The following is a 21,685-nucleotide window of genomic DNA, read 5'->3' on the forward strand; positions in this document are numbered from 1 at the left end:
TCAGCCTGCGGATCGCCCAATTTGCCGACCCGACATTGGGCATCGCCGTGGCGCGTTTGCAGGGAGGCTGCGGCAAGGGCGCACCGGGCACGATGCGGGCCGACTGTCATCCAACCTTCACATAACAGAGATAAATGCGTCATGCGGCGGCGCTATTCCCACCGGCAGGTCGACTCGACGGCCATGAGATTTAAAGGAGCGATCCATGAACATGTTTAAAATTTCCGCCTCGGCGCTGGCAATCGCCGCTGCTGCCACCGCTGCTGATGCGCGCGATCAGGTGCAGGTCACCGGATCTTCGACCGTTCTGCCCTATTCGACCATCGTGGCTGAAGCATTCGGCGAAAACTTTGATTTCCCGACCCCGGTCGTGGAAGGTGGCGGTTCGGGCGCTGGCCGCAAGAAGATGTGCGAAGGCGTGGGCCCCAATACCGCCGACATCGCCAACTCGTCGTCGCGCATCACCAAGGGCGACTATGAGCTGTGCATGTCCAATGGCGTGACAGAAATCATCGAAGTCCGCTTTGGCTATGACGGCATCGTCTTCGCCTCGGACGTCAACGGCCCGGAATTCGCCTATACCCAGGCAGACATCCATGGCGCTCTGGCTGCCAAGGTTCTCAAGGACGGCGCTCTGGTCGACAACACCGCCAAGACCTGGGCAGATGTTAACCCTGCTCTGCCGGCTCAAGACATCCTGGTCTTCGTTCCCGGCACCAAGCACGGCACGCGCGAAGTGTTCGATGAAAAGGTGATCCTGCAGGGTTGCGTTGACAATGGCACGTTCGAGGCCCTGAAGGCTGCTGCAAACGGCGACGAGGATGCTGCCGAGGAAGGCTGCATGGCGCTGCGCACCGACGGCCTGTCCGTCGATATCGATGGCGACTACACCGAAACCCTGGCCCGTGTTGACGCCAACAAGAACGGCATCGGCGTGTTCGGTCTGTCGTTCTACCAGAACAACACCGACAAGCTGCGCGTCGCCACCATGAGCGGTGTGATTCCCACCACCGAAGCCATCGCTGCCGGTGACTATCCCGTGTCGCGCCCGCTGTATTTCTACGTCAAGAAGGCCCATCTGGGCGTGATCCCAGGCCTGCAGGAATACATCGACTTCTTCGTGTCGGATGACATGGCAGGACCGGATGGCCCATTGGCCGCCTATGGCCTGGTGTCCGACCCGGAACTGGCTGCGACTCAGGCCATGGTTGCTGCCGGAACGCCGATGGCACCGATCGAGTGATCGACCGAAACATCGAGAGAGCGCGGCGTCGCGCTCTCTCTTTCCTTTCGCCCACGGGCGTCTCCTGAAAGCGGTTTTGCCATGAGTGTCGGCCTTCTTTCCCTGATCGTCCTTGTCATTTCGGCGGTGGGCTTCGTCATGGCGCGTGCCCGCGCCCTGAAAAGCGCCGGTGGCAATGTCCGGGCCCTGCATTCGCTGCCGTCCTACTATGGACAGGCAGCTCTTCTGTTCACGGCTGTCCCGGCCTTTGTGCTGATGGCCCTGTGGCTTTTGATCCAGGGGCCGATGATCGATGCACGCATCATCGGACAGTTGGGGCCAGACGTCGCCACCGATGCAACCGCCGCGAAACTGGCGATGAGCGACGTGCGCCGCATCGCCGGTGGTCTTGATGCCTTGCAAGTGCAGCTTGGCCTGTCAAACGCGGACCTCAGCGCGTTGCGCGCAGAGGTGAGCGATGTCCGCGCCAGTCTTGCACAGGTCGGTGTCGCTTTGGGCAGTGACATCAGGGCCGAGGTCTTCGAGGCCGCCAAGGCCTATCGTATCGCGCAATCCTCCAGCGCGTTGGCAATGAGCATCACTGTTATCCTGACGGCACTTGCCGGTTTTGGGTTTGCAGTCATGCGGACCACCCGCGATTTCCGCGCGCGCAACGTGACAGAGCAGTTCATTCTTTGGGTCTTCATCGCGGCGGCGACGGTCGCCATCCTGACGACCATCGGCATCGTCCTGTCGCTGCTGTCAGAATCGATCAGGTTCTTCAGCCAATACCCGATTTCCGAGTTCTATTTCGGCACGGTCTGGAATCCGCAGTTTCGCGGCGGGTCTGACCTTGGCCTTCTGCCCTTGCTGTGGGGCACGCTTTACATCAGCTTTGTCTCGATGCTGGTGTCCGTGCCGCTTGGCCTGTTCACGGCGATCTACACTGCCGAATATGCACCCCAGCAGGTGCGCAATGTGATCAAGCCACTCATCGAGGTGATCGCCGGCATCCCGACGGTTGTCTTCGGTCTTTTTGCCCTTGTGACGGTTGGCCCGTTCTTGCGCGACTTCATCGCCGTGCCGACCGGGCTTGGCAATTCCGGATCGTCCGTGATGACCGCCGGTCTGGTCATCGGCATCTTGAACACGCCTTTCATCTCGTCCTTGGCTGATGACATCATCAACTCGGTGCCTAATTCCCTGCGCGAAGGCTCTTATGGTCTTGGGGCCACCAAATCGGAAACGATCCGTCAGGTTGTGTTGCCGGCCGCTTTGCCGGGGATCGTCGGTGCGGTGCTGCTGGCTGCAAGCCGTGCGATCGGCGAGACGATGATTGTGGTGATGGGGGCAGGCGCAGCTGCCAAACTGGGGCTGAACCCCTTTGAAGCGATGACGACGATCACCGTGAAGATCGTCAGCCAGTTGACGGGTGACCTTGCCTTTGACTCGCCCGAAACGCTGGTGGCCTTTGCGCTTGGCCTTACGCTGTTTTTCTTGACGCTGGGGCTCAACATCTTTGCCCTGTGGTTCGTGCGCAAATACCGGGAGCAGTACGACTAATGACCGACATATCTCAATTCCCCGCGAGCGGCGCGCCTCCGGCGCGGGCCACAAGCTCGCTCATGGCGAATACGCCTCGCACCCTGCGTCGCAACGCGGCTGAAAAGCGGTTCCGCCTTTATGGGCTCATCGCGGTCTCTATTGCGCTGACAACCCTTGCGATCATGCTGTTCACGATCTTTCGGGACGGGTCATCCGCCTTCGTTCAGGCCAAGATTGTCTTCCCGGTGGCCATCGACGCGGCTGTCGTTGACAAGGCTGGCACCCGCGATCTTGCCGAGATGTCAAAAGTCACGACTGTCGGCTATGGCCGCGTGCTCGGGGCCTCTCTGGTGCAGCATCTGACCGACCGGAACATTGTGGTCGACGGCAGCACAGAGAAAGAAATCGCCGACATGATTTCGAAGGATGCTCCGGCACGCCTGCGGGACATGGTGCTGGCAGACCCTTCTTTGGTCGGCCAGACCATCAGTTTTGAGGCCTTCGCCACCGGCCGGATCGACGGGTACCTCAAGGGACGCGTGGATCGTGAAATCGCGGCACGCGACTCGAACGTCTCGGTGCTGCAGCTGGACCTGGCAGATGCCATGGTGGACGCCGGCATATTGAAAAGCAGCTTCAACTGGCGCTTCATCACCGCGCCGGACGCCTCTGACCTGCGTCCCGAGGCTGCGGGCCTGGGTGTGGCCTTGCTGGGCACGCTTTACATGATGGTTCTGGTGTTCATCTTCACGTTGCCGCTGGGTGTTGGTGCCTCGATCTATCTGGAAGAGTTCGCTCCGAAGAACTGGTTCACCGACCTTGTCGAGGTGAACATTTCGAATCTGGCAGCTGTGCCGTCCATTGTTTATGGCATTCTGGGTCTTGCGGTCTTTATCAACTTTGCCGGCCTGCCCTCCTCTGCGCCATTGGTCGGTGCCCTTGTCCTTACGCTGATGACCTTGCCGACGATCATCATCGCGACACGGTCCGCCATCCGCGCCGTGCCGCCCTCAATCCGCGATGCTGCCCTTGGGGTCGGTGCGTCCAAGATGCAGATGGTTTTCCATCATGTCCTGCCCTTGGCCGCGCCCGGCATTCTGACCGGAACGATCTTGGGTCTTGCCTCGGCGCTCGGGGAAACCGGCCCGCTGCTGCTGATCGGCATGGTTGCCTTTGTGACCAATTATCCGGCCAGCCCGTTTGATGGCGGTGTCATGGACCCGGCGACGGCACTGCCGGTGCAGGTCTATTCCTGGGCCTCGCGGTCCGATCCGGCCTTCATCGAGCGGTCGTCCGGCGCGATCATCGTGCTGCTGGCCTTTCTTGTGGTGATGAACGTCGCGGCGATCCTGTTGCGTCGCCGGTTCGAGCGGCGCTGGTAAGCCGCGATTCTTCAAACGCGCTCATCATGACGGGGGGCTTGCCGAAAGGTGGGCCCCTCTCGCATTTGTGACGCTGGTCAACGCGCGCTTCGGACTTAAGCTGTCAATGGAGTCAGCAGGATGGAGACCGGCATGAACAGATTGACCGCCAAGGATTTTCACCCCGATCTGCTGGAGCTTTACGATTTTTATGCCCATGGCAAGATCACGAAACGTGAGTTTCTGGATCGGGCAGGCCGGTTCACTGTTGGCGGCATGACCGCTATGGCGCTCTTGTCGGCAATTTCGCCCAACTATGCGTTGGCCCAGCAGGTGGCCTTTACCGATCCCGACATCGTTGCCGAATACATCACTTATCCTTCGCCCAACGGTCATGGCTCGGTGCGCGGCTATCTGGTGCGGCCTGCTGCGGCGACCGGCCGGGTGGCCGCAGTGGTGGTGGTCCACGAAAACCGCGGGCTGAATCCCTACATTGAGGACGTGGCCCGCCGTGTGGCCAAGGCAGGCTACATCGCGCTGGCCCCGGACGGTCTGTCATCAGTCGGCGGCTATCCCGGGAATGACGAAAAAGGGCGTGCGTTGCAGGCCCAGGTCGACCCGACAAAGCTGATGAACGACTTTTTCGCGGCGATCGACTTTCTGATGGCCCATGAAACGACCACCGGGAAGGTCGGGATCACCGGCTTCTGCTATGGCGGCGGCGTGTCGAATGCGGCAGCGGTGGCCTACCCGGAGCTGGCTTGCGCCGTGCCGTTTTACGGGCGTCAGGCCGCGGCGGAAGATGTGCCAAGGATCAACGCTCCCATCCTGCTGCACTATGCCGAACTCGACACCCGCATCAATGAAGGCTGGCCAGCCTATGAAGCCGCGTTGCAGCAGGCGGGCAAGACCTATGAGGCACATATCTATCCCGGCGTGAACCACGGGTTCCACAATGATTCTACCCCGCGCTATGATGAAGCGGCGGCCAAGCTGGCCTGGGACCGTACGCTGGAGTGGTTTGCCAAGTATCTCGCCTGATGCGTCAGATCTGCACGCGGCACAGGTCCGGGGCTGGCCAGATCGGGGTGACAGTGTGACCGGTTGCACAGGGCCGCATTTTGCGGCATCTGAACCGCCATGGTTCTGCGTCTGATCATGCGGTTGCGCCGTCTTGTCCTGATCGCCTTGCTGGCGGTTGGCCTCGCTGTTTCCGGTTTCGGACATCGCGCCCCGATGGCACAGGATGCGCAACTCGAGGCGCTTTTGCTGTCCGGCTTTACCATGGCCGATCTGTGCACCCCGTCCGGCTCGGATGAGGCGGCATCTGCTGTTCCCTGCCTTGCCTGCACGCCCTCGGGTCCGGTTCTTATTCCTGCCCTGGGCTGCATGTTGCGCCCGGCGGATGTGCAGGTGCTTGCGGCCGTGTTTGCCCCGCGCGAACGCAGAACCGTCGCCAGCGTTCATGACCCCGCCCACGCGCCGCGTGCGCCGCCCCTGGCCTGATCCTGTCTGTCTGAATCCTATCCAGTCCTGACAGCCGGCACAGTGCCGCGCTCAAGCCAAAAGGCAATTATCATGAATGCTCGTCTTTCTTCGTTCCGTCTGGCCCCCTCGCTGCTGGCCCTATGTGCAGCGCTTGCCCTGGCAACCGCTGGGCACGCCCATGGCGTCACTGCGGGTGATCTGGAAATCATCCATCCCAATATCCTTGCACCGGCACCTTCGGCCAAGTCGGCGGCGGGCTATATGGGCATCGCCAATGCCGGCACCACCGCGGATCGGTTGATCGGCATCGAAGTGCCCACGGTCGCGCGGTCCGAACTGCACACCACCGAACACGGCACCGATGGCGTGGCGCGGATGATGCATGTCGACGGCATCGAGATCCCGCCGGGTGAAACCGTTCTGCTGGAGCGTGGCGGCATGCATATCATGCTCATGGGCCTGACCGGCCCATTGGTCGAAGGCCAGATGGTGCCTGGCACACTGGTCTTCGAAAATGCGGGCCGGGTCGAGGTCGAGTTCAGCGTCGACCCGTCGGATGGCGTCGATCATTCCGACATGGGACACTGATCCCGCAACCCCCCGTGGCGGTCTGCTGCCACGGGGCTCCTATCGGTAGCGCCGGAAAAACCGTGATCGGTCGTACAGCGTTTCCATCCGTTTCATCCGGCCTTCGGTTTCCGCCCATGTCCGGCTTTGCACACTGGCGAGCAGCGTTTCCACCAAGACCAGAATCGACACTGTGGAATCCCAGGCCGAAGGCGCCTCGATATGTGCGGTCAGGGTGTGGCGGGCGTGCGCGGCGGCGGGGCTGACCCAACGGTCGGTGATCACCACCACCTCTGCCCCCTGTTCCACCGACAATTCCACCAACTGGAGCACCGAGTTTTCATAGCGGCGGATATCGAACGCCACCAGAACATCGCCGGGCTTCATGTCCAGCAGGGCGGGGGGCCAGGTGTTCGACATGTCGGACAACAATGTGACCTCGGGCCGCACCACCTTCATCAACGATACAAGATAGTCGGCATGGGCATGGGTGATGCGCCCGCCCATGGCAAAGATCCGGCGCGACGGGTCGGCCAGAAGGTTGGCCACCGCGTCGAAATCGCCATGGTTGATCTGACTCAGCGTCGCTTGCAGATTGGCCACCACCGCGGCGGCAAAGCGGTTCAGGATATGGGTGTCGGGTGCCCCCCCGGCCCAACGATCGTGCTTGACCAGCGGCGATTCGAGCATCGCCCCCACTTCACCGCGCAGGGCCGACTGAAAGTCAGGGTAGCCCCGGTAGCCCAGCTTCTGACACAGGCGCACCACGGTGGGGGTCGAGACCTCTGCCGCCCGTGCCAGGGCCGTGATGGAGCCAAGCGCTGCCACCGGATACTGGCGCAGGATATGGGTTGCCACCTGGCGTTCTGCGCGGGTCAGATCGGGCAGAGCGGCGCGCAGCCTGTCTTCAACGCCAAGGGGAAGGTCCATATCCATGCCTTTCCTGCCAGAATTGTGCCCCGCATAACGCCAGCGGAACGGTCGATTGCGCATCACTGTGCTGGATTTCCGAAATGATTGTAACAGAAAATGCGCAGAAGAAAAATTCTTGACAGAACCGTGTCAGATCAGGAACCCTGACGATACCAAGAGGGGCACCGAGTCACTGATGAGCCTGCAGTCCATCCAGACCGATTTTGTGGCATCTGTCGAAAACCGCGATGCTGCAGGGGCCATTCTGCTGGTCTGCGAGCACGCGAGCAACGCTTTTCCAGCGCCCTGGGGCCGGCTTGGCCTGACCGATGCGCAAGCCCGTGCCCATGTGGCCTGGGACCCGGGCGCGCTGGACCTGTCGCGCGCCCTTGCCGCACGTCTGGATGCCGCGCTGGTGCATGCCCCGGCCAGCCGGTTGATCTATGATCTGAACCGTGGCCCCAACCGCGCCGATGCCATGGCCCCGAGGTCCGAGGTGCACGACATTCCTGGCAACACGGGCCTGACCCCGCTGGACCGCCTGCACCGGGCCGAGGCGCTGTATCTGCCGTTTCACACCAGCCTGCAGGCCGAGATCGTGCGGCGACTGGCGCTCGGTCGGCCAACGGTTCTGATCACGATCCATTCCTTTACGCCGGTCTATCACGGTCAGCACCGCGCGGTGGAGTTCGGCGTGATCCATGATGCCGATGACCGCATGGCCCGGGCCATTGTGGCGGCGGCACAGGACCTGTCCGGGCTGGCCTGCGCGCTGAATGAACCTTATTCCGCTGCCGATGGTGTGACCCATACCTTGCGCCTGCACGCCACGCCCTATGGTCTGGCCAATGCGATGCTGGAAATACGCAATGATCTGATTGCCACGCCCGGCCAGGTGGAGGCCATGGCCAGTCAACTGGCCCCGGTGCTGCAAACGGCACTTGCCACCATGGCGGAGGGCTGATCGATGCCGCGTTTTGCCCTTGCCTTCGTGCGGCTGGTGGACCGCCTGAATTACGGCGTGGGCCGTATGGCGATGTACCTTTTGTTTGTTCTGATGGGCATCCTGATGTGGTCTACCATCAGCAAGGCCGCCTTCACCCCATCGCTCTGGACGCTGGAAATGGCCCAGTTCGTGATGGTGGCCTATTTTGTGCTGGGCGGACCCTATGCGATGCAGATGGGCAGCCATGTGCGCATGGACCTGTTCTATGCGAAGCAAAGCCCGGTGCGGCAGGCGTGGTGGGATGCGATCACCGTGCTGGCACTGATCTTCTATCTTGGGGTGATGCTTTGGGGGGCCGTCGATTCCACCCTGTATTCGCTGCAATACAACGAACGCAGCCCCACAGCCTGGCGACCCTATCTCTGGCCGATCAAGGTGATCCTTTGTGTCGGATTTTTTCTCATGCTGTTGCAGGCCCTCGCTGCGCTGATCCGTGACCTGGCCACCATCCGCGGGGACACCATCTGATGCCCTATGAGATGATTGCCGCCCTGATGTTCTCGACCATGCTGCTGATGATGATGACCGGGCAGCGGGTGTTCGGCATCATCGGCTTTGTTGCGGTGGTGGCGGCCATTCTGCTCTGGGGGCAGGGGGGCGAGCAGATGGGCTTTTCCGCCACGATGAAGCTGATGCGCTGGTATCCGCTGTTGAGCCTGCCGATGTTCGTGTTCATGGGCTATGTGATGTCGGAATCGCGGCTGGCCGATGATCTGTACCGCATGTTCTACCTGTGGTTTGGCCGGGTGCGCGGCGGTCTGGCGGTGGGGACGATCCTGCTGATGGTGCTGATCTCCGCAATGAACGGGCTTTCGGTCGCCGGCATGGCCATCGGGTCAACGATCGCGCTGCCCGAACTGCTGAAGCGCGGCTATGACAAGCGCATGGTCACCGGCGTCATTCAGGCGGGCTCCAGCCTTGGCATTCTGATCCCGCCTTCCGTCGTGCTGGTGCTCTATGCGATGATCGCCCGCGCGCCGGTGTCAGAGTTGTGGCTGGCGGGGCTGATGCCGGGCCTGCTGATGGCGGCCATGTTCATCCTTTATATCCTTCTGCGCTGCCGGTGGCAGCCCTGGCTCGCCCCGGCGCTGTCGGCCGAAGAGGCGTCGCAGATCACCCGGGCCGAAAAGCTGCGCAGCCTGCGGGCGGGGCTGCTGCCTTTTGTCATCTTCGGCGCGATGATGCTGCCCTTCATCTATGGCTGGACCTCTTTGGTCGAAAGCAGCGTGATCGGTGTGGCGGCAACTGTGGTCGGGGCGGTGATCAAAGGCACCTTCACCCGCCAGGTTTTTGAGGTTGCGACCCGCAATACTTTGGGCATCACCTGCATGTTCATGTGGGTGATCCTCGCCGCCTTGTCCTTCGGCGCGGTGTTTGACGGGCTCGGCGCGGTCAGGGCGGTTGAGACGCTGTTTGTCGACCGGCTGCACATGAGCCCCTGGACGATCCTGATCCTGATGCAGCTGTCCTTCCTGCTGATGGGGATGTTTCTGGATGACACGGCGATGCTGGTGATCGTGGCACCCCTGTATGTGCCGCTGGTCGCAATGCTGGATTTCGGGATGCCGCGGCTGGATGTGCTGGTCTGGTACGGGGTGCTGTATACCATCACCTGCCAGATTGCTTACCTCACGCCGCCATTTGGGTATAACCTGTTCCTGATGCGGGCCTTTGCGCCCAAGGAAATCAGCATGGGCGATATTTATCGCTCGGTCACGCCGTTTGTCGGGGTGATGATTGTGACCCTTGGGCTGATCATGGCCTTTCCACAAATCGCGCTTTGGCTGCCGCATCTGATCTATCGAAACTGAGGTGCGGACATACCGCGCCCATTCCCCCACCAACAAGAGGTATCAAAGATGACAACATCCAGACGTTCCTTTCTGACCAAGACCGCCAGCCTCGCCGTGGGCGCTGGGGCGGCAACCCTTGCCACCCCCGCAGTCACCCGCGCGCAGGACGTGATCAAATGGCGGATGCAGACCTATGCCGGGGCGGCATTGGGCGAAGAGGTGGTGAAACCCGCCATCGACGCCTTCAACCGCATGGCTGCCGGCCAGATGGAGATTGAGCTGTTCTACGCCGATCAGCTGGTGCCTACAGGTGAGCTGTTTCAGGCCATGCAGCGCGGGACCATCGACTGCGTGCAGTCGGATGACGATTCCATGGCCTCGCCCACCGAGGTGACCGTGTTCGGCGGCTACTTTCCGATGGCGCTGCGCTACAGCCTCGATGTGCCGGCGCTGTTCAACAAATACGGGCTCAAGGAAATTTGGGAAGAAGAATATGCCAAGGTGGGCGTCAAGCACATCTCGGCCGGGGCCTGGGATCCGTGCCATTTTGCGACCAAGGATCCGATCAACAGCCTCGCAGATCTGCAGGGCAAACGCATCTTCACCTTCCCCACCGCTGGCCGTTTCCTGACCCAGTTCGGCGTGGTGCCTGTCACCCTGCCGTGGGAGGATATCGAGGTTGCAGTGCAGACCGGCGAGCTGGATGGCATCGCATGGTCGGGCATCACCGAGGTCTACACGGTGGGCTGGTCGAATGTGACCAACTACTTCCTGACCAACAATATCTCGGGTGCATGGATCGGGCATTTCTTTGCCAATATGGACAAGTGGAATGCTTTGCCGCCGCATCTGCAGGAAATGCTGGCGACCTGTTTTGAGCAGTCGCATTACTACCGCCAGCACTGGTACTGGGCCGGTGAGGCTGACCTGCGCCTGAACGGCGGCAAGCTGCAGCTGACCACCATTCCCGATGAGGAATGGGCCACTGTAGAGGCGGCCGCCGTGACGTTCTGGGATGAAATCGCCGCTGAATCCGAGGTCAAGGCCAAGGTTGTGGCGATCTTCAAACAGTATAACGAGGTGCAGCAAAAGGCCGGGCGCCCCTATCGCTATGGCTGATGTTTCGCATGCGAAACAAGGGGGGTGCGCAGTCGGCGCGCCCCTGTCTATGCAAGACCATGATCGAATAATGACGGACGGGGATAAGGAATGCCGGGCAATCTGACGCTGGACGCTTTGCGCGAAATGGTGGACGCGGGCACTGTTGACACGGTTCTGGTGGCTGCGGTCGACATGCAGGGCCGCCTGATGGGCAAACGGTTTCATGCCCGGTTCTTTCTGGATGGCGGCTACAAGGAAACCCATTGTTGCAACTACCTGCTGGCGGTCGACATGGAGATGACCACGGTGCCGGGATATAAATCCGCCGGCTGGGAGCAGGGTTACGGCGATTACATGATGAAGCCGGATCTCGACACGATGCGTGTGGTGCCATGGCTGCCGGGCACGGCGCTGGTGCTGGCTGATCTGATGGACCATGCGGGCAAGGAAGACATCACTGTAAGCCCGCGCGCCATTCTGAAACGTCAGGTCGCCCGCGCGCGCGCCTTGGGGTTTGAGCCGATGATGGCGACGGAGCTGGAGTTCTACATCTTCGAAAACGCCTATGACGACCTGCGCGATGGCGGGCTTGCCCGGCTGAAGCCGATTTCCGGCTATAACGAGGATTATCACATCTTCCAGACCACCAAGGAAGAAGGGCTGATGCGCGATGTGCGCAACGGTCTGTACGCCGCCGGCATTCCGGTGGAGAACACCAAAGGCGAAGCGGATGCCGGCCAGCATGAGGTGAATTACCGCTATTCTGACGCGCTGGATACGGCGGACAACCACATCATCGTCAAGCAAGCGGTCAAGGACATTGCCCATGCCAAGGGCAAATCGGTGACCTTCATGGCCAAGTATGACCACCGCAAGGCCGGGTCTTCCAGCCATGTGCACCAAAGCCTGTGGACCAAGGACGGCAAGCCGGTGTTCTACGATCACGACGACGCAAACGGCATGTCGGCCACGATGAAGCAGTTTGTGGCCGGTCAATTGGCACATGCGCAGGAAATCACCGCTTTCCTTGCGCCTTACGTGAACAGTTACAAGCGCTTCACCATCGGCATGTTTGCGCCCACCAAAGCCGTGTGGAGCGCAGACAACCGTACCGCGGGGTTTCGCGTCTGCGGCGCGCATACCAAGGCGGTACGGGTCGAATGCCGCATACCGGGCAGTGACGTGAACCCGTATCTGGCCTGTGCCGCCTTGCTTGCGGCGGGTCTGGCCGGGATCGAGAGCAAGATGGACCTGGAGCCCGAGATGAAGGGTGATATGTACACCACAAAAGGTATCCGCGAAATTCCGCACAACCTGCGTGAAGCAGCGGATCTGCTGGACGGGTCAACGATGCTGCGTGCGGCCTTTGGGGATGATGTGGTGGAGCATTACACCCATGCTGCCCGCTGGGAGATTGCCGAGACCGACCGTGTGGTGACAGATTTCGAACTGCAGCGCCTGCTGGAGCGGGCCTGAGCACATTGAGGGGGGCGGGCTTTACCCCGCCTTTGCCTTGCAACAGAGGTGGGGTGAACCCCGCCCTTTGAGGACGCGACGATGAAGCCCATCCAACTGATTTCCCCGGTCGATGGCCGGGTCTATGCTGAACGCAGCCCGCTGGCCCCCGAGGCGGCGCAAGCCGCCGTTGCGCGGGCCCGCGCTGCGCAAAAGGCTTGGGCGGCGCGCCCGCTGGAAGACCGCATCGCGCTGGTCAAGGCGGGTGTTGCCCGGCTGAACGAGATGAAGGACGTGATCGTCGAAGAACTCGCCTGGCAGATGGGCCGGCCGACCCGTTTCGGGGGAGAGTTCGGTGGGGTGAATGCCCGCACCGAATACATGGCCGAAATCGCTGCCGAAACCCTTGCGCCGACGGTGATTGAAGACAGCGACAGCTTTCGCCGCTATCTCGCGCGGGAAGCTTTGGGCGTGGTCTTGATCATCGCGCCGTGGAACTATCCTTATCTGACCACCATCAATACTCTGGTCCCTGCCCTGATCGCGGGGAACACTGTGGTGCTCAAACATGCCAGCCAGACCCTGCTGGTGGGTGAGCGGCTAGCAGAGGCGTTCCATGCAGCGGGTGTCCCCGAGGACGTGTTCCAGAACGTGGTGCTGGACCATGCCACGACCGAAGGCCTGATCAAGGGCCGCGCTTTTGATTTCATCAATTTCACCGGCTCGGTCGCAGGGGGGCAGGCCATTGAACGGGCGGCTGCGGGCACCTTCACGCCGCTGGGGTTGGAACTTGGCGGCAAAGACCCGGGCTATGTGCGCGCCGATGCGAACCTTGATGCTGCCGTTGACACGCTTATGGATGGCGCATTGTTCAACGCGGGCCAATGCTGCTGCGGGATCGAGCGGATCTACGTGCATGAATCGCTTTATGATGCCTTTGTCGAAAAGGCTGTGGCATGGACCAACACCCTGAAACTGGGCAATCCGTTTGAGGCGGACAGCACGATGGGCCCGATGGCGCATGCGCGCTTTGCACGCGTCGTGCGCGATCAGATCGCCGAAGCGATTGCCGCCGGAGCGAAACCGCTGATCGATCCGACCAAGTTCCCTGCCGATGACGGGGGGGCCTACCTTGCGCCACAGGTGCTGGTGAATGTGGATCATTCGATGCGGGTGATGACCGAGGAATCCTTTGGGCCCGTCGTGGGCATCATGAAGGTCAAGGATGACGCCGAGGCCATTGCCCTGATGAACGACAGCCAATACGGCCTGACCGCCAGCATCTGGACGCAAGATTATGACACCGCCGCCGCCATCGGCGCGCAGATCGAAACCGGCACCGTCTTCATGAACCGTGCCGATTACCTCGACCCGGCGCTGTGCTGGACGGGCTGCAAGAACACCGGGCGCGGCAGCTCGCTGTCCTATCTGGGCTTCCATTCGGTAACCCGCCCGAAATCCTATCACCTCAAGAAAGTCTGACCTCATGTCGCACGGCGTGCCCCATCGCAACTGGTCCTATCCGACCGCCATCAAATTCGGCGTTGGCCGGATTTCCGAACTGGCCGATCATGCCAAGAGCATCGGCCTGACCAAACCACTGCTTGTCACCGACAAGGCCCTGGCCAGCCTGCCGATCACGGCAGAGGCGCTCTCGGTGCTGGATGCCGCCGGTCTGGGCCGCGCGGTGTTTTCCGAGGTGGACCCCAATCCGAATGAAAGGAACATGGCCGATGGCATCGCCATCTATCTGGCGGGCGGGCATGACGGGGTGATCTGCTTTGGCGGCGGTTCGGCGCTCGATCTTGGCAAGATGATCGCGCTGATGGCACATCAGCGGGCGGATCTGTCGGTCTGGGATCTGGAGGATATCGACGACTGGTATACCCGGGCGGACGGTGACAAGATTGCGCCCATTCTCGCAGTACCCACCACGGCAGGCACAGGGTCCGAAGTGGGGCGTGCAGGTGTGTTGACCAATTCGGAAACCCACAAGAAGAAGATCATCTTCCACCCCAAGCTGATGCCAGCAATCACGCTGTGCGACCCGGCCCTAACGGTGGGGATGCCGAAGTTCATCACCGCAGGCACCGGCATGGATGCCCTGGCCCATTGCCTTGAGGCCTATTGCAGCCCGTTCTACCACCCGATGAGCCAGGGCATCGCGCTGGAAGGGATGCGGCTGGTGTTTGAGAACCTGACCATCGTTTACGCAGAGCCCGCCAACCTGATGGCGCGCGGGCATATGATGTCTGCGGCGGCGATGGGGGCGGTGGCGTTCCAGAAGGGGCTTGGCGCGATTCACAGTCTCAGCCACCCGGTCGGGGCGATTTATGGCACCCATCACGGAACCACCAATGCGGTAGTGATGCCGATAGTGCTGGATTTCAACCGCGCCGCGATTGAAGGCCGGATCAACGCAGCCGCCGCCTATCTGGGCATTGCAAGCGGGTTTGACGGGTTCCGCGCGAAGGTCATGGAATTGCGTGAAACGCTGGCGATCCCGGCCAACCTGACCGCCATGGGCGTCAAAGCCGATGATCTGGACATGCTGACCGATATGGCGCTGGAAGACCCGTCCTGCGGTGGCAACCCGGTTGCGATGACGCGTGAGAACACCCGCGCGCTGTTTGACGCCTGCATGTGACAAAAGGAACGGCGGCGGGGGGAACCCCGCCTTCGTTTTGGGATCAGGCGACTCTTACGCCTTCAGCAGGATGAAGTCCCGGCCCGAGAGGCTGACCTCGACCGCGCTGCCCACGACGGGCGGCGGGGTGTCAGGGCGGTTGAACGTATCCAGCGACACCGCAGCGCCCGCCAGATCGGCCTTCAGACGGATCACCGATCCCATGAAATGCACATCCGTGACCTGTGCCGTCAGCAGCGACTCTGCATCGGGCTGGCGGCCCAGACGCAGGGCTTCGGGGCGAAGCGCGACCGACAGGGTTTCACCCGCGCGTGCTGCCAAGGGTGCATCGGGCAGGGTCAGGCTCTGGCCCGCCAGCGTGACGCGGCCAGAGGCCGGATCGGCGACCTCGACCTCGAAGGTGTTCAGCGTGCCGACAAAATTCGCGACAAACTTGGTGCGGGGGCGGTTGTAGATTTCAAACGGTGCGCCGACCTGCTCGGCCACGCCACCATTCATCACCACAATCCGGTCGGAAATGCTCATCGCCTCTTCCTGATCGTGGGTCACGAAGATGGTGGTGATGCCCAAGTCCTGCTGAATCTGGCGGATCTGGTTGCGCAAGGACACGCGCACCTTGGCATCCAGCGCTGACAGAGGCTCGTCCAGCAACAGCACCGACGGGCGCGGCGCAAGCGCGCGTGCCAGAGCCACCCGCTGCTGCTGACCGCCCGACAGCTGGAACGGATAGCGCCCGCCCAGATCGGACAGGCCGATCAGCGCCAGCATCTCGGCCACCCGCGCCTCGCGCTCCGCCCGTGGCGCGCCTTTGACCTTCAGTCCGAAGGCCACGTTGTCAGCCACGGTCATGTTGGGAAACAGCGCATAGGCCTGAAACATCATGCCGATGTTGCGCGAATTGGCTGCCAGGCCGGTCACATCCTTGCCGTCAATCGTGATGTCGCCTGCCGTGGGCTGTTCAAACCCGGCGACCATCCGCAGCACTGTGGTCTTGCCGCATCCAGAAGGTCCGAGCAGCGAGATGAACTCGCCCTTCTCGATATCCAAGGTGAAATCCTTGACCACGCGGTTCTGGCCGAAGGTTTTCTCAAGATGAGTCAGGGTCAGGAAAGACATCAGGCTTTCGCCCTTTCGTGTTTGGAGAACCGGGTGACAAGCTGGATGAGTCCCATGCAGGCCCAGGTGATGGCAAAGGCAATCACGGCCAGAGCCGAGGGCTCGTAGGCGCGGTTCGCGCCAAGGATCTGCATATAGGGGCCGAAGGCTGGCCGGTTCAGCAGCGCCGCCATGGTGAATTCGCCGATGACGATGGCAAAGGTCAGGAATGCGCCCGACAGCACCGCGCCCAGCACATTGGGCAGGATGATGCGCGACAGGATGGTGCCCCAGCCCGCCCCAAGGCTCTGCGCGGCTTCGGTCAGCGTGCCCACGTCAATCGTGCGCAGGCCCGTATCCACCGCGCGGTACATATAGGGCAGCGCCAGGGTGGCATAGCCGAACATCAGCAGGATGTTGGTGCCCATGGCGCTGCCGGTCAGCGGCAGCCAGCTGGAGGTGTTGTACAGCCGGATATAGCCGAACACGATCACGATGGCAGGGATCACCAGCGGCAGCAGGGTGATGAATTCGACCACCGGGCGCAGTTCGGGCATTTTCAGCCGCACCCAATAGGCGGTGGGCACGACCAGAAGGATGCCAAAGGCGATGGTGAACAGCGCCATGACCACGGAATAGCCAAACGTCGCCTGAAACTGCGGGTCAACGAGCACCGCGCGGTAGGCGTCCAGCGAATAGACGCCGCGCCGCATGCGCAGCGAAAATTCCGTCATCCCGTAGAGTGGCAGTAGGAAGAAGACGATGCCGGTCAGCAGGGCACCCCAGGCGAAGAGACGGGTCATTTCAGCCACCGTTCAGACCGCGCGCGCAGCCAGATATACAGCGCATTGGCCAGCCCGGTGATCACGATCATCCCGAAGGCCAGGGCATAGCCCAGATTGGGGCTGCCCAGCACGTCGCCCCGGATCTGGGCAAACAACAGGATCGGGGCAATGTTCAGCGACGGTCCGGTGAGCGCGATGGCCGTGGCGACAGCGCCAAAGGCATTGGCAAACAGCAGGGCCATGGTGCCAAGGATTGATGGCAGCAGGATGGGGAAGCCGACCATGCGCCAGTATTGCGGCCCGGTGGCCCCCAGGATCGCCGCCGCCTCGCGCCATTCGCGTTTCAACCCGTCCAGTGCAGGGGTGATGATCAGGATCATCAGCGGGATCTGGAAAAACAGATAGGTCACCGTCAGCCCCCAGGCCGACAGCAGGTTCCAGCCATAGGCGCGCAGGTTGATGCCGAATTCGGTGCGCAGGTACAGGGTGATGATCCCGGCTGGCCCCACCGTTGCGATGAAGGCAAAAGCCAGTGGCACACCAGCAAAATTCGAAGCCACGCCAGAGAATGTCATCAGCGGGTTGCGCAGGCCTTTTGCCGTATTGCCCACCGTGATTGCCGCGGCCATCGCAAAACCGATCACGCAGCCCAGCAGGGCCGACCAGAAGCTGATCTTCACCGAAATCCAATAGGCGTTGCGGATCGTCGGCGTGTTGAGGCCGATGATGTTGTCGAGCGTAAAGTCGCCCTGCGGGGTCCGGAAGGCGCCGATGACGATATAGAGCGTCGGCAGGATCAGGAACAGAACGGCAAAGGCGAAGAACGGCAGCACGCCCAACCAGCGCAGGGGCAGATGTTGGCTCAGGGTCACGGGCTTGGCCATGCGGTTCGGTGCTTTCGCAGGCGACACCCTTGGGTGCCGGATCAAGAAGATCGGTCCGGCCCTAAGGGGGCCGGACCAGAGCTGTCAGGCTCTCTTATTCGACGACGTTTGCGCCGACAACGCTGTCCCAGCCGGCCTTGACGGCATCGGCATTGGCATTCACGGCGTCGATCGTCGGGAACACGGCGCGCTCATAGGCTTCTGCCGGCGGCAGGGCATCCATCAGCTCTTGCGGAACAACGCCCCGCGCCACCAGATCGTTGAAGCGGATCGGGTGGCAGTAACCCGCCAGCCAGCCCAGCTGACCTTCGTCGCTGTAGAGGTATTCCATCCACAGTTTTGCGGCATTGGGCTGCGGCGCATAGGCAGAGATCGCCTGAACATAGACCCCGGCCAGCGTGACATCCGATGGCACGATCACCTCAACCGGTGGGTTGCCGCCCAGCGAGTCGCGGGTCGCCAGGGCATTGTAGTCCCACTGGATGACGATGGGCGTGGTGCCCTGGGCCAGTGTGCCGGCCTTGCCGATGACCGGCACGAAATTGCCCGCGTCGTTCAGCTCTTTGAAGAACGCAAGCCCGGCCTCGGCTGCTGCCGCACCGGGTTCTGCACCGCGGGCCATCCCGGCGGCCAGAACACCCAGAATGGCCTGGTTAGAGGCGCGCGGGTCGCCTGCCAGAGCCACCTGTCCGACATATTCCGGCTTGAGCAGGTCTGCAAAAGAGGTTGGCGGGTTCGGCACCAGATCGGTGTTCACGGCAAAGGACATCACGCCGTAATAATCGCCGTACCAATGGCCGTCGGCATCCTTGGCGTCATCGGGGATCGTGTCCCAGGTCGAGACCTTGTAGGGCTGCAGCAGGTTTTCCGCCTGAGCTGCCGGGCCGAAGGACAAGCCAATGTCCAGCACGTCGGGCGCTTGCGGGCCCTTGTTGTTCATATTGGCCTTCACAGCCTCAATCTCATCTGCCGAACCGGCATCCGGGTTCAGCTCGTTGACGGTGATTTCGGGGTATTTTGCCTTGAACCCGGCGATCACGTCGCCATAGCCACACCAGGAATGCGGCAGGGCAATGGTGGTCAGCATGCCTTCGGCTTTTGCGGCGGCTTCGAGCTCGGCCATCGACTGGGCCGATGCCAGCGGTGCGGTCATCAGCATCGCAAGGCTGGTCGTCAGCCCCAGCATTTTCTTTGTCATCATTGGAGTCTCTCCCGGTTGATCATTTCTGTCCCGCTTGCCTCTCCGTTCCGACTGCCCGATCAACCCGAACGGATTCGCGGTTTATCGGCGAAGGTTAAGGGCGCAGTGGCGAGTCAGACAAGCCACCTATCGCGGTCGTGTGACAATTTTTTCACAACAGGATAGGCTGAAACAATTATATCGGCTTTTCAGAGACTTTGTCCGGCGGCAGGTGGCGCTGATCGCCCATTGCCTGGGCAGAATGGTGACCGTCAGGGGGCAGCGCCAGCGTGCCCCTTAGATCGGGGCGCTATTGCGGTCTGGCTTGTCAGTTGTCCCGCCTGTTGCCTTGTCGAGTGCCGTCGGCCACAGTTTGGTGCCAAGGACGGGTCTTGCCCTTGACTTTGAGGCGTGCAGATCCATAGAAGCGCTGATCCAAGTTCCGGCACGAAACCGGATGAAAAGGGAACACGGAAGGGGCAAGCCCCAGGCCGTGGCTGCCCCCGCAACTGTGAGCGGCGAGCGACGTTGAGAATACCACTGGGGCAACCCGGGAAGGTCAACCGAGCGACGACCCGCGAGCCAGGAGACCTGCTTGGATGATCATCCTTTCCGGGCGCGGGGCGTGCCACGGGAGCGGTTTTTCCGCAGCGGTGACACTCTCGCATCGTCTGTGGAAAGCATCAGGCTTTCCCGGATCAAACCGCATTGCGGGTCGTCTGACCCGTCCGGCCAAAGGAACGCATCAGATGCATGGCATCTCCAGACTGGCACTTGTCTCCGCCCTTGCCACCACCGCCCTTGCCGACCCGATATGGGCACAAGACGGCGCTGACATCGCCCTTGATGAAATCACGGTCATCGCCTCGACCGAACCCGTGCCGCTGGGGCGGACCGGGGCCACGGTGAACGTGGTGTCTTCGGAAGACCTTGCGGCTGCCGGAAATCAGTCGGCCGCAGCTTTGTTGTCGCGGCTGCCAGGCGTCAGCATGTCGCGCAACGGCGGGCTTGGCACTTCTACGGCATTGCGCATCCGTGGCCTTTCCGGCCCCTACATCGGCGTGCGTATTGATGGCATTGATGTGGCAGACCCGTCGGGCACCCAATGCGCCTATGACTTCGGGTCCACCACCTCGGGCGGCCTGTCGCGGATCGAGGTGCTGCGCGGTTCGCAATCGGCCCTGTTCGGGTCCGAGGCGATTGGCGGCGTGGTTGATATCACCACCTTCCGCGCCACCCAAGAGGGGACCGAGGCGCAGGTCACGCTGGAGGCCGGCTCTGATGCGACCTATTCGGGCAGCGCATCGGTCGGCGTCAAGACTGACCGCGCCGAACTGGCCTTTACCCTGGCGCGGACGGTTACCGATGGCATCTCTGCCTATGCTTTCGGGACCGAGGATGACGCGTTCCGCGCGACCACCCTGTCCTTCTACGGATCTTACGCGGTGACTGATACGCTGACCCTTGGCATGAATGGCTTTGCCCGAGACAGCTATTCGGAATTTGACAGCCAGTACGGGGATAGTGCCGAGACTGAATCCGGCAAGCTGCGGGCCCTGCGCGGGTTCGCCGCGCTTGCAGCAGGAGCGACAGAGCACGAGCTGTCCTTTGCGCGCACCACGACGGAACGTGATTATCCGCTGGGCTTCCTGCGACTTTACAGTGGGGAGCGCGAACAGCTTGCCTACAAGGGGCGCTGGCAGGCCGGAGACCGTCTGTCTGTCAACTGGGGCCTGGACCGGACGTCAGAGACCTTTGGCGCGGGATCAGCCAGCGGCACATCGCGCACCACGTCGGCCCTGACCGAAGTGCTCTATGCGCCCAGTGATGCGCTGGATCTGTCGCTGGCGCTGCGCCATGATGACCATAGCCAATTTGGCGGTCAGGCGTCAGGTCGCGCAGCATTGGCCTGGCGTCCGAACGGCGACTGGGTGATCCGTGCGGTCGCCGGAACAGGCTTCCGCGCCCCGTCGCTTTACGAACTTTATGGGCCGTTTGGCACCATCGGCCTGAGGCCAGAGGAAAGCCGCAGTTTTGAACTGGGAGCCGAATACCTGCTTCCAGCAGGCGGATCGCTGCAAGCCACCCTGTTTGACACGCGGATCGAGGACAAGATCGATTTCGTCAGCAGCAACTATCGCCAGACCTCAGGCACCACCCGCACGCGCGGCATCGAACTGATCGGGCGCACCGCCATTGCCGAGGGCTGGGAGGTGTTCGGAAACTACACCTTCACTGATGCCTCGCTGGTGTCGCGCACGGGTGTGACAAGTGAAGCAATCCGCGTTCCCCGCCATGATCTGGTGCTTGGGGTTGAAGGACGGTTGGCCGAAGGCTGGACCGGACAGGTCACCGTGCAGCATGTGGCCGGCCTCAAGGATGATTATTACGATCTGTCGATCGGCCCCTTTGGGGCTACCCGTCGGGTTGCGTTGCCGGATTATACGATTGCCAATGTCAGCCTCGCCTATGAGGTCAATGACAAGACAACGGCCTATCTGCGGATCGAAAACCTGTTCGACGAGCAATACCAGACCGTCACCGATTACGGTCAGCCCGGCCGTTCGGTCTTTGTCGGTCTGTCGGCCCAGTTCTGATGGTCTCTGGTCGGGCGGCGCAGGCGGCCCGGCCACTTTGCGAAAGG

19 protein-coding genes and 1 riboswitch are annotated in these 21,685 nt (G+C 61.8%); of the genes, 14 read left to right on the plus strand and 5 right to left on the minus strand.

All coding sequences use genetic code 11. The features are described from left to right. The first annotated feature begins 205 nt into the window (after window positions 1–205). The 6 genes from CXR43_RS16060 to CXR43_RS16085 all read left to right on the plus strand — a co-directional run bounded on the left by CXR43_RS16060 (window position 206) and on the right by CXR43_RS16085 (window position 6,204). Window positions 206–1,243, plus strand: coding sequence for a substrate-binding domain-containing protein (locus tag CXR43_RS16060; RefSeq protein WP_103335778.1), 1,038 nt, complete (start codon window positions 206–208; stop codon window positions 1,241–1,243). Between the two features lie 81 nt (window positions 1,244–1,324). Further along, on the plus strand, window positions 1,325–2,785 hold the full coding sequence (gene pstC, locus CXR43_RS16065) for a phosphate ABC transporter permease subunit PstC (protein ID WP_103335780.1): 1,461 nt from the start codon (window positions 1,325–1,327) through the stop codon (window positions 2,783–2,785). Beyond that, a complete protein-coding gene (gene pstA / locus CXR43_RS16070) occupies window positions 2,785–4,149 on the plus strand; it encodes a phosphate ABC transporter permease PstA (RefSeq protein WP_103335782.1) in 1,365 nt (454 codons plus the stop codon). Before pstC ends, pstA begins: the two co-directional genes overlap by 1 nt. A 132-nt stretch (window positions 4,150–4,281) precedes the next feature. Further along, entirely contained in the window at window positions 4,282–5,169 is an 888-nt protein-coding gene (gene yghX, locus CXR43_RS16075) for a YghX family hydrolase (RefSeq protein WP_103335926.1), read from the plus strand. A 99-nt stretch (window positions 5,170–5,268) separates the two neighbouring features. Next, window positions 5,269–5,634, plus strand: coding sequence for a hypothetical protein (locus CXR43_RS16080; RefSeq protein WP_103335784.1), 366 nt, complete (start codon window positions 5,269–5,271; stop codon window positions 5,632–5,634). Between the two features lie 72 nt (window positions 5,635–5,706). After that, window positions 5,707–6,204 (plus strand): copper chaperone PCu(A)C, encoded by a 498-nt coding sequence (locus tag CXR43_RS16085; RefSeq protein ID WP_103335929.1) that lies wholly within the window; start codon window positions 5,707–5,709, stop codon window positions 6,202–6,204. A 39-nt stretch (window positions 6,205–6,243) separates the two neighbouring features. Here the strand turns inward: CXR43_RS16085 and CXR43_RS16090 are convergent, their stop codons facing one another. Further along, on the minus strand, window positions 6,244–7,113 hold the full coding sequence (locus CXR43_RS16090; protein WP_103335932.1) for a MurR/RpiR family transcriptional regulator: 870 nt from the start codon (window positions 7,111–7,113) through the stop codon (window positions 6,244–6,246). Between the two features lie 178 nt (window positions 7,114–7,291). Here CXR43_RS16090 and CXR43_RS16095 point away from each other — a divergent pair, with 178 nt between their 5' ends. The 7 genes from CXR43_RS16095 to CXR43_RS16125 all read left to right on the plus strand — a co-directional run bounded on the left by CXR43_RS16095 (window position 7,292) and on the right by CXR43_RS16125 (window position 15,097). Next, the gene (locus CXR43_RS16095) at window positions 7,292–8,059 is read left to right on the plus strand and encodes an N-formylglutamate amidohydrolase (protein WP_103335787.1); all 768 of its coding nucleotides are present in this window, start codon (window positions 7,292–7,294) and stop codon (window positions 8,057–8,059) included. A gap of 3 nt (window positions 8,060–8,062) precedes the next feature. Continuing rightward, window positions 8,063–8,569: a TRAP transporter small permease subunit gene (locus CXR43_RS16100; RefSeq protein ID WP_103335790.1), complete on the plus strand. Its 507-nt coding sequence runs from the start codon at window positions 8,063–8,065 to the stop codon at window positions 8,567–8,569. Continuing rightward, entirely contained in the window at window positions 8,569–9,912 is a 1,344-nt protein-coding gene (locus tag CXR43_RS16105) for a TRAP transporter large permease (protein WP_103335792.1), read from the plus strand. The genes CXR43_RS16100 and CXR43_RS16105 overlap by 1 nt, the downstream gene beginning before the upstream one ends. A 48-nt stretch (window positions 9,913–9,960) precedes the next feature. After that, entirely contained in the window at window positions 9,961–11,013 is a 1,053-nt protein-coding gene (locus tag CXR43_RS16110; RefSeq protein ID WP_103335795.1) for a TRAP transporter substrate-binding protein, read from the plus strand. A gap of 90 nt (window positions 11,014–11,103) precedes the next feature. Continuing rightward, a complete protein-coding gene (locus CXR43_RS16115) occupies window positions 11,104–12,471 on the plus strand; it encodes a glutamine synthetase family protein (protein WP_103335798.1) in 1,368 nt (455 codons plus the stop codon). Between the two features lie 81 nt (window positions 12,472–12,552). Beyond that, complete coding sequence (locus CXR43_RS16120) at window positions 12,553–13,932, plus strand: aldehyde dehydrogenase family protein (RefSeq protein WP_103335801.1); 1,380 nt, start codon at window positions 12,553–12,555, stop codon at window positions 13,930–13,932. 4 nt (window positions 13,933–13,936) lie between these two features. Further along, complete coding sequence (locus CXR43_RS16125) at window positions 13,937–15,097, plus strand: iron-containing alcohol dehydrogenase (RefSeq protein ID WP_103335803.1); 1,161 nt, start codon at window positions 13,937–13,939, stop codon at window positions 15,095–15,097. Between the two features lie 54 nt (window positions 15,098–15,151). Here CXR43_RS16125 and CXR43_RS16130 read toward each other — a convergent pair whose 3' ends face one another. The 4 genes from CXR43_RS16130 to CXR43_RS16145 all read right to left on the minus strand — a co-directional run bounded on the left by CXR43_RS16130 (window position 15,152) and on the right by CXR43_RS16145 (window position 19,059). Beyond that, entirely contained in the window at window positions 15,152–16,213 is a 1,062-nt protein-coding gene (locus CXR43_RS16130) for an ABC transporter ATP-binding protein (protein ID WP_103335805.1), read from the minus strand. Then, entirely contained in the window at window positions 16,213–16,995 is a 783-nt protein-coding gene (locus CXR43_RS16135; protein WP_103335807.1) for an ABC transporter permease, read from the minus strand. The genes CXR43_RS16130 and CXR43_RS16135 overlap by 1 nt, the downstream gene beginning before the upstream one ends. Beyond that, on the minus strand, window positions 16,992–17,861 hold the full coding sequence (locus tag CXR43_RS16140; protein WP_103335809.1) for an ABC transporter permease: 870 nt from the start codon (window positions 17,859–17,861) through the stop codon (window positions 16,992–16,994). The genes CXR43_RS16135 and CXR43_RS16140 overlap by 4 nt, the downstream gene beginning before the upstream one ends. 94 nt (window positions 17,862–17,955) lie before the next feature. Next, on the minus strand, window positions 17,956–19,059 hold the full coding sequence (locus CXR43_RS16145; protein WP_435530815.1) for an ABC transporter substrate-binding protein: 1,104 nt from the start codon (window positions 19,057–19,059) through the stop codon (window positions 17,956–17,958). A gap of 402 nt (window positions 19,060–19,461) precedes the next feature. Beyond that, a riboswitch (cobalamin riboswitch) is annotated at window positions 19,462–19,654 on the plus strand. On the opposite strand from CXR43_RS16145, the gene CXR43_RS16150 reads away from it, so the two are divergent. Beyond that, on the plus strand, window positions 19,641–21,638 hold the full coding sequence (locus CXR43_RS16150; protein ID WP_246831429.1) for a TonB-dependent receptor plug domain-containing protein: 1,998 nt from the start codon (window positions 19,641–19,643) through the stop codon (window positions 21,636–21,638). (Overlaps the previous riboswitch by 14 nt.) Window positions 21,639–21,685: the final 47 nt, after the last annotated feature.

Origin of the sequence: Pseudotabrizicola formosa, assembly GCF_002900965.1 — a bacterium.
GTDB classification, from domain to species: domain Bacteria; phylum Pseudomonadota; class Alphaproteobacteria; order Rhodobacterales; family Rhodobacteraceae; genus Pseudotabrizicola; species Pseudotabrizicola formosa.

Bases quoted from the DNA above. Each gene is read 5' to 3' on its own strand.
- CXR43_RS16060 (WP_103335778.1), top strand. From the start codon at position 206: ATGAACATGTTTAAAATTTCCGCCTCGGCGCTGGCAATCGCCGCTGCT.
- CXR43_RS16105 (WP_103335792.1), top strand. From the start codon at position 8,569: ATGCCCTATGAGATGATTGCCGCCCTGATGTTCTCGACCATGCTGCTG.
- CXR43_RS16135 (WP_103335807.1), bottom strand. From the start codon at position 16,995: ATGACCCGTCTCTTCGCCTGGGGTGCCCTGCTGACCGGCATCGTCTTC.
- CXR43_RS16090 (WP_103335932.1), bottom strand. From the start codon at position 7,113: ATGGACCTTCCCCTTGGCGTTGAAGACAGGCTGCGCGCCGCTCTGCCC.
- CXR43_RS16080 (WP_103335784.1), top strand. From the start codon at position 5,269: ATGGTTCTGCGTCTGATCATGCGGTTGCGCCGTCTTGTCCTGATCGCC.
- CXR43_RS16110 (WP_103335795.1), top strand. From the start codon at position 9,961: ATGACAACATCCAGACGTTCCTTTCTGACCAAGACCGCCAGCCTCGCC.
- CXR43_RS16100 (WP_103335790.1), top strand. From the start codon at position 8,063: ATGCCGCGTTTTGCCCTTGCCTTCGTGCGGCTGGTGGACCGCCTGAAT.
- yghX (WP_103335926.1), top strand. From the start codon at position 4,282: ATGAACAGATTGACCGCCAAGGATTTTCACCCCGATCTGCTGGAGCTT.
- pstA (WP_103335782.1), top strand. From the start codon at position 2,785: ATGACCGACATATCTCAATTCCCCGCGAGCGGCGCGCCTCCGGCGCGG.
- CXR43_RS16120 (WP_103335801.1), top strand. From the start codon at position 12,553: ATGAAGCCCATCCAACTGATTTCCCCGGTCGATGGCCGGGTCTATGCT.
- CXR43_RS16095 (WP_103335787.1), top strand. From the start codon at position 7,292: ATGAGCCTGCAGTCCATCCAGACCGATTTTGTGGCATCTGTCGAAAAC.
- CXR43_RS16130 (WP_103335805.1), bottom strand. From the start codon at position 16,213: ATGTCTTTCCTGACCCTGACTCATCTTGAGAAAACCTTCGGCCAGAAC.
- CXR43_RS16115 (WP_103335798.1), top strand. From the start codon at position 11,104: ATGCCGGGCAATCTGACGCTGGACGCTTTGCGCGAAATGGTGGACGCG.
- pstC (WP_103335780.1), top strand. From the start codon at position 1,325: ATGAGTGTCGGCCTTCTTTCCCTGATCGTCCTTGTCATTTCGGCGGTG.
- CXR43_RS16150 (WP_246831429.1), top strand. From the start codon at position 19,641: ATGATCATCCTTTCCGGGCGCGGGGCGTGCCACGGGAGCGGTTTTTCC.
- CXR43_RS16125 (WP_103335803.1), top strand. From the start codon at position 13,937: ATGTCGCACGGCGTGCCCCATCGCAACTGGTCCTATCCGACCGCCATC.
- CXR43_RS16145 (WP_435530815.1), bottom strand. From the start codon at position 19,059: ATGACAAAGAAAATGCTGGGGCTGACGACCAGCCTTGCGATGCTGATG.
- CXR43_RS16140 (WP_103335809.1), bottom strand. From the start codon at position 17,861: ATGGCCAAGCCCGTGACCCTGAGCCAACATCTGCCCCTGCGCTGGTTG.
- CXR43_RS16085 (WP_103335929.1), top strand. From the start codon at position 5,707: ATGAATGCTCGTCTTTCTTCGTTCCGTCTGGCCCCCTCGCTGCTGGCC.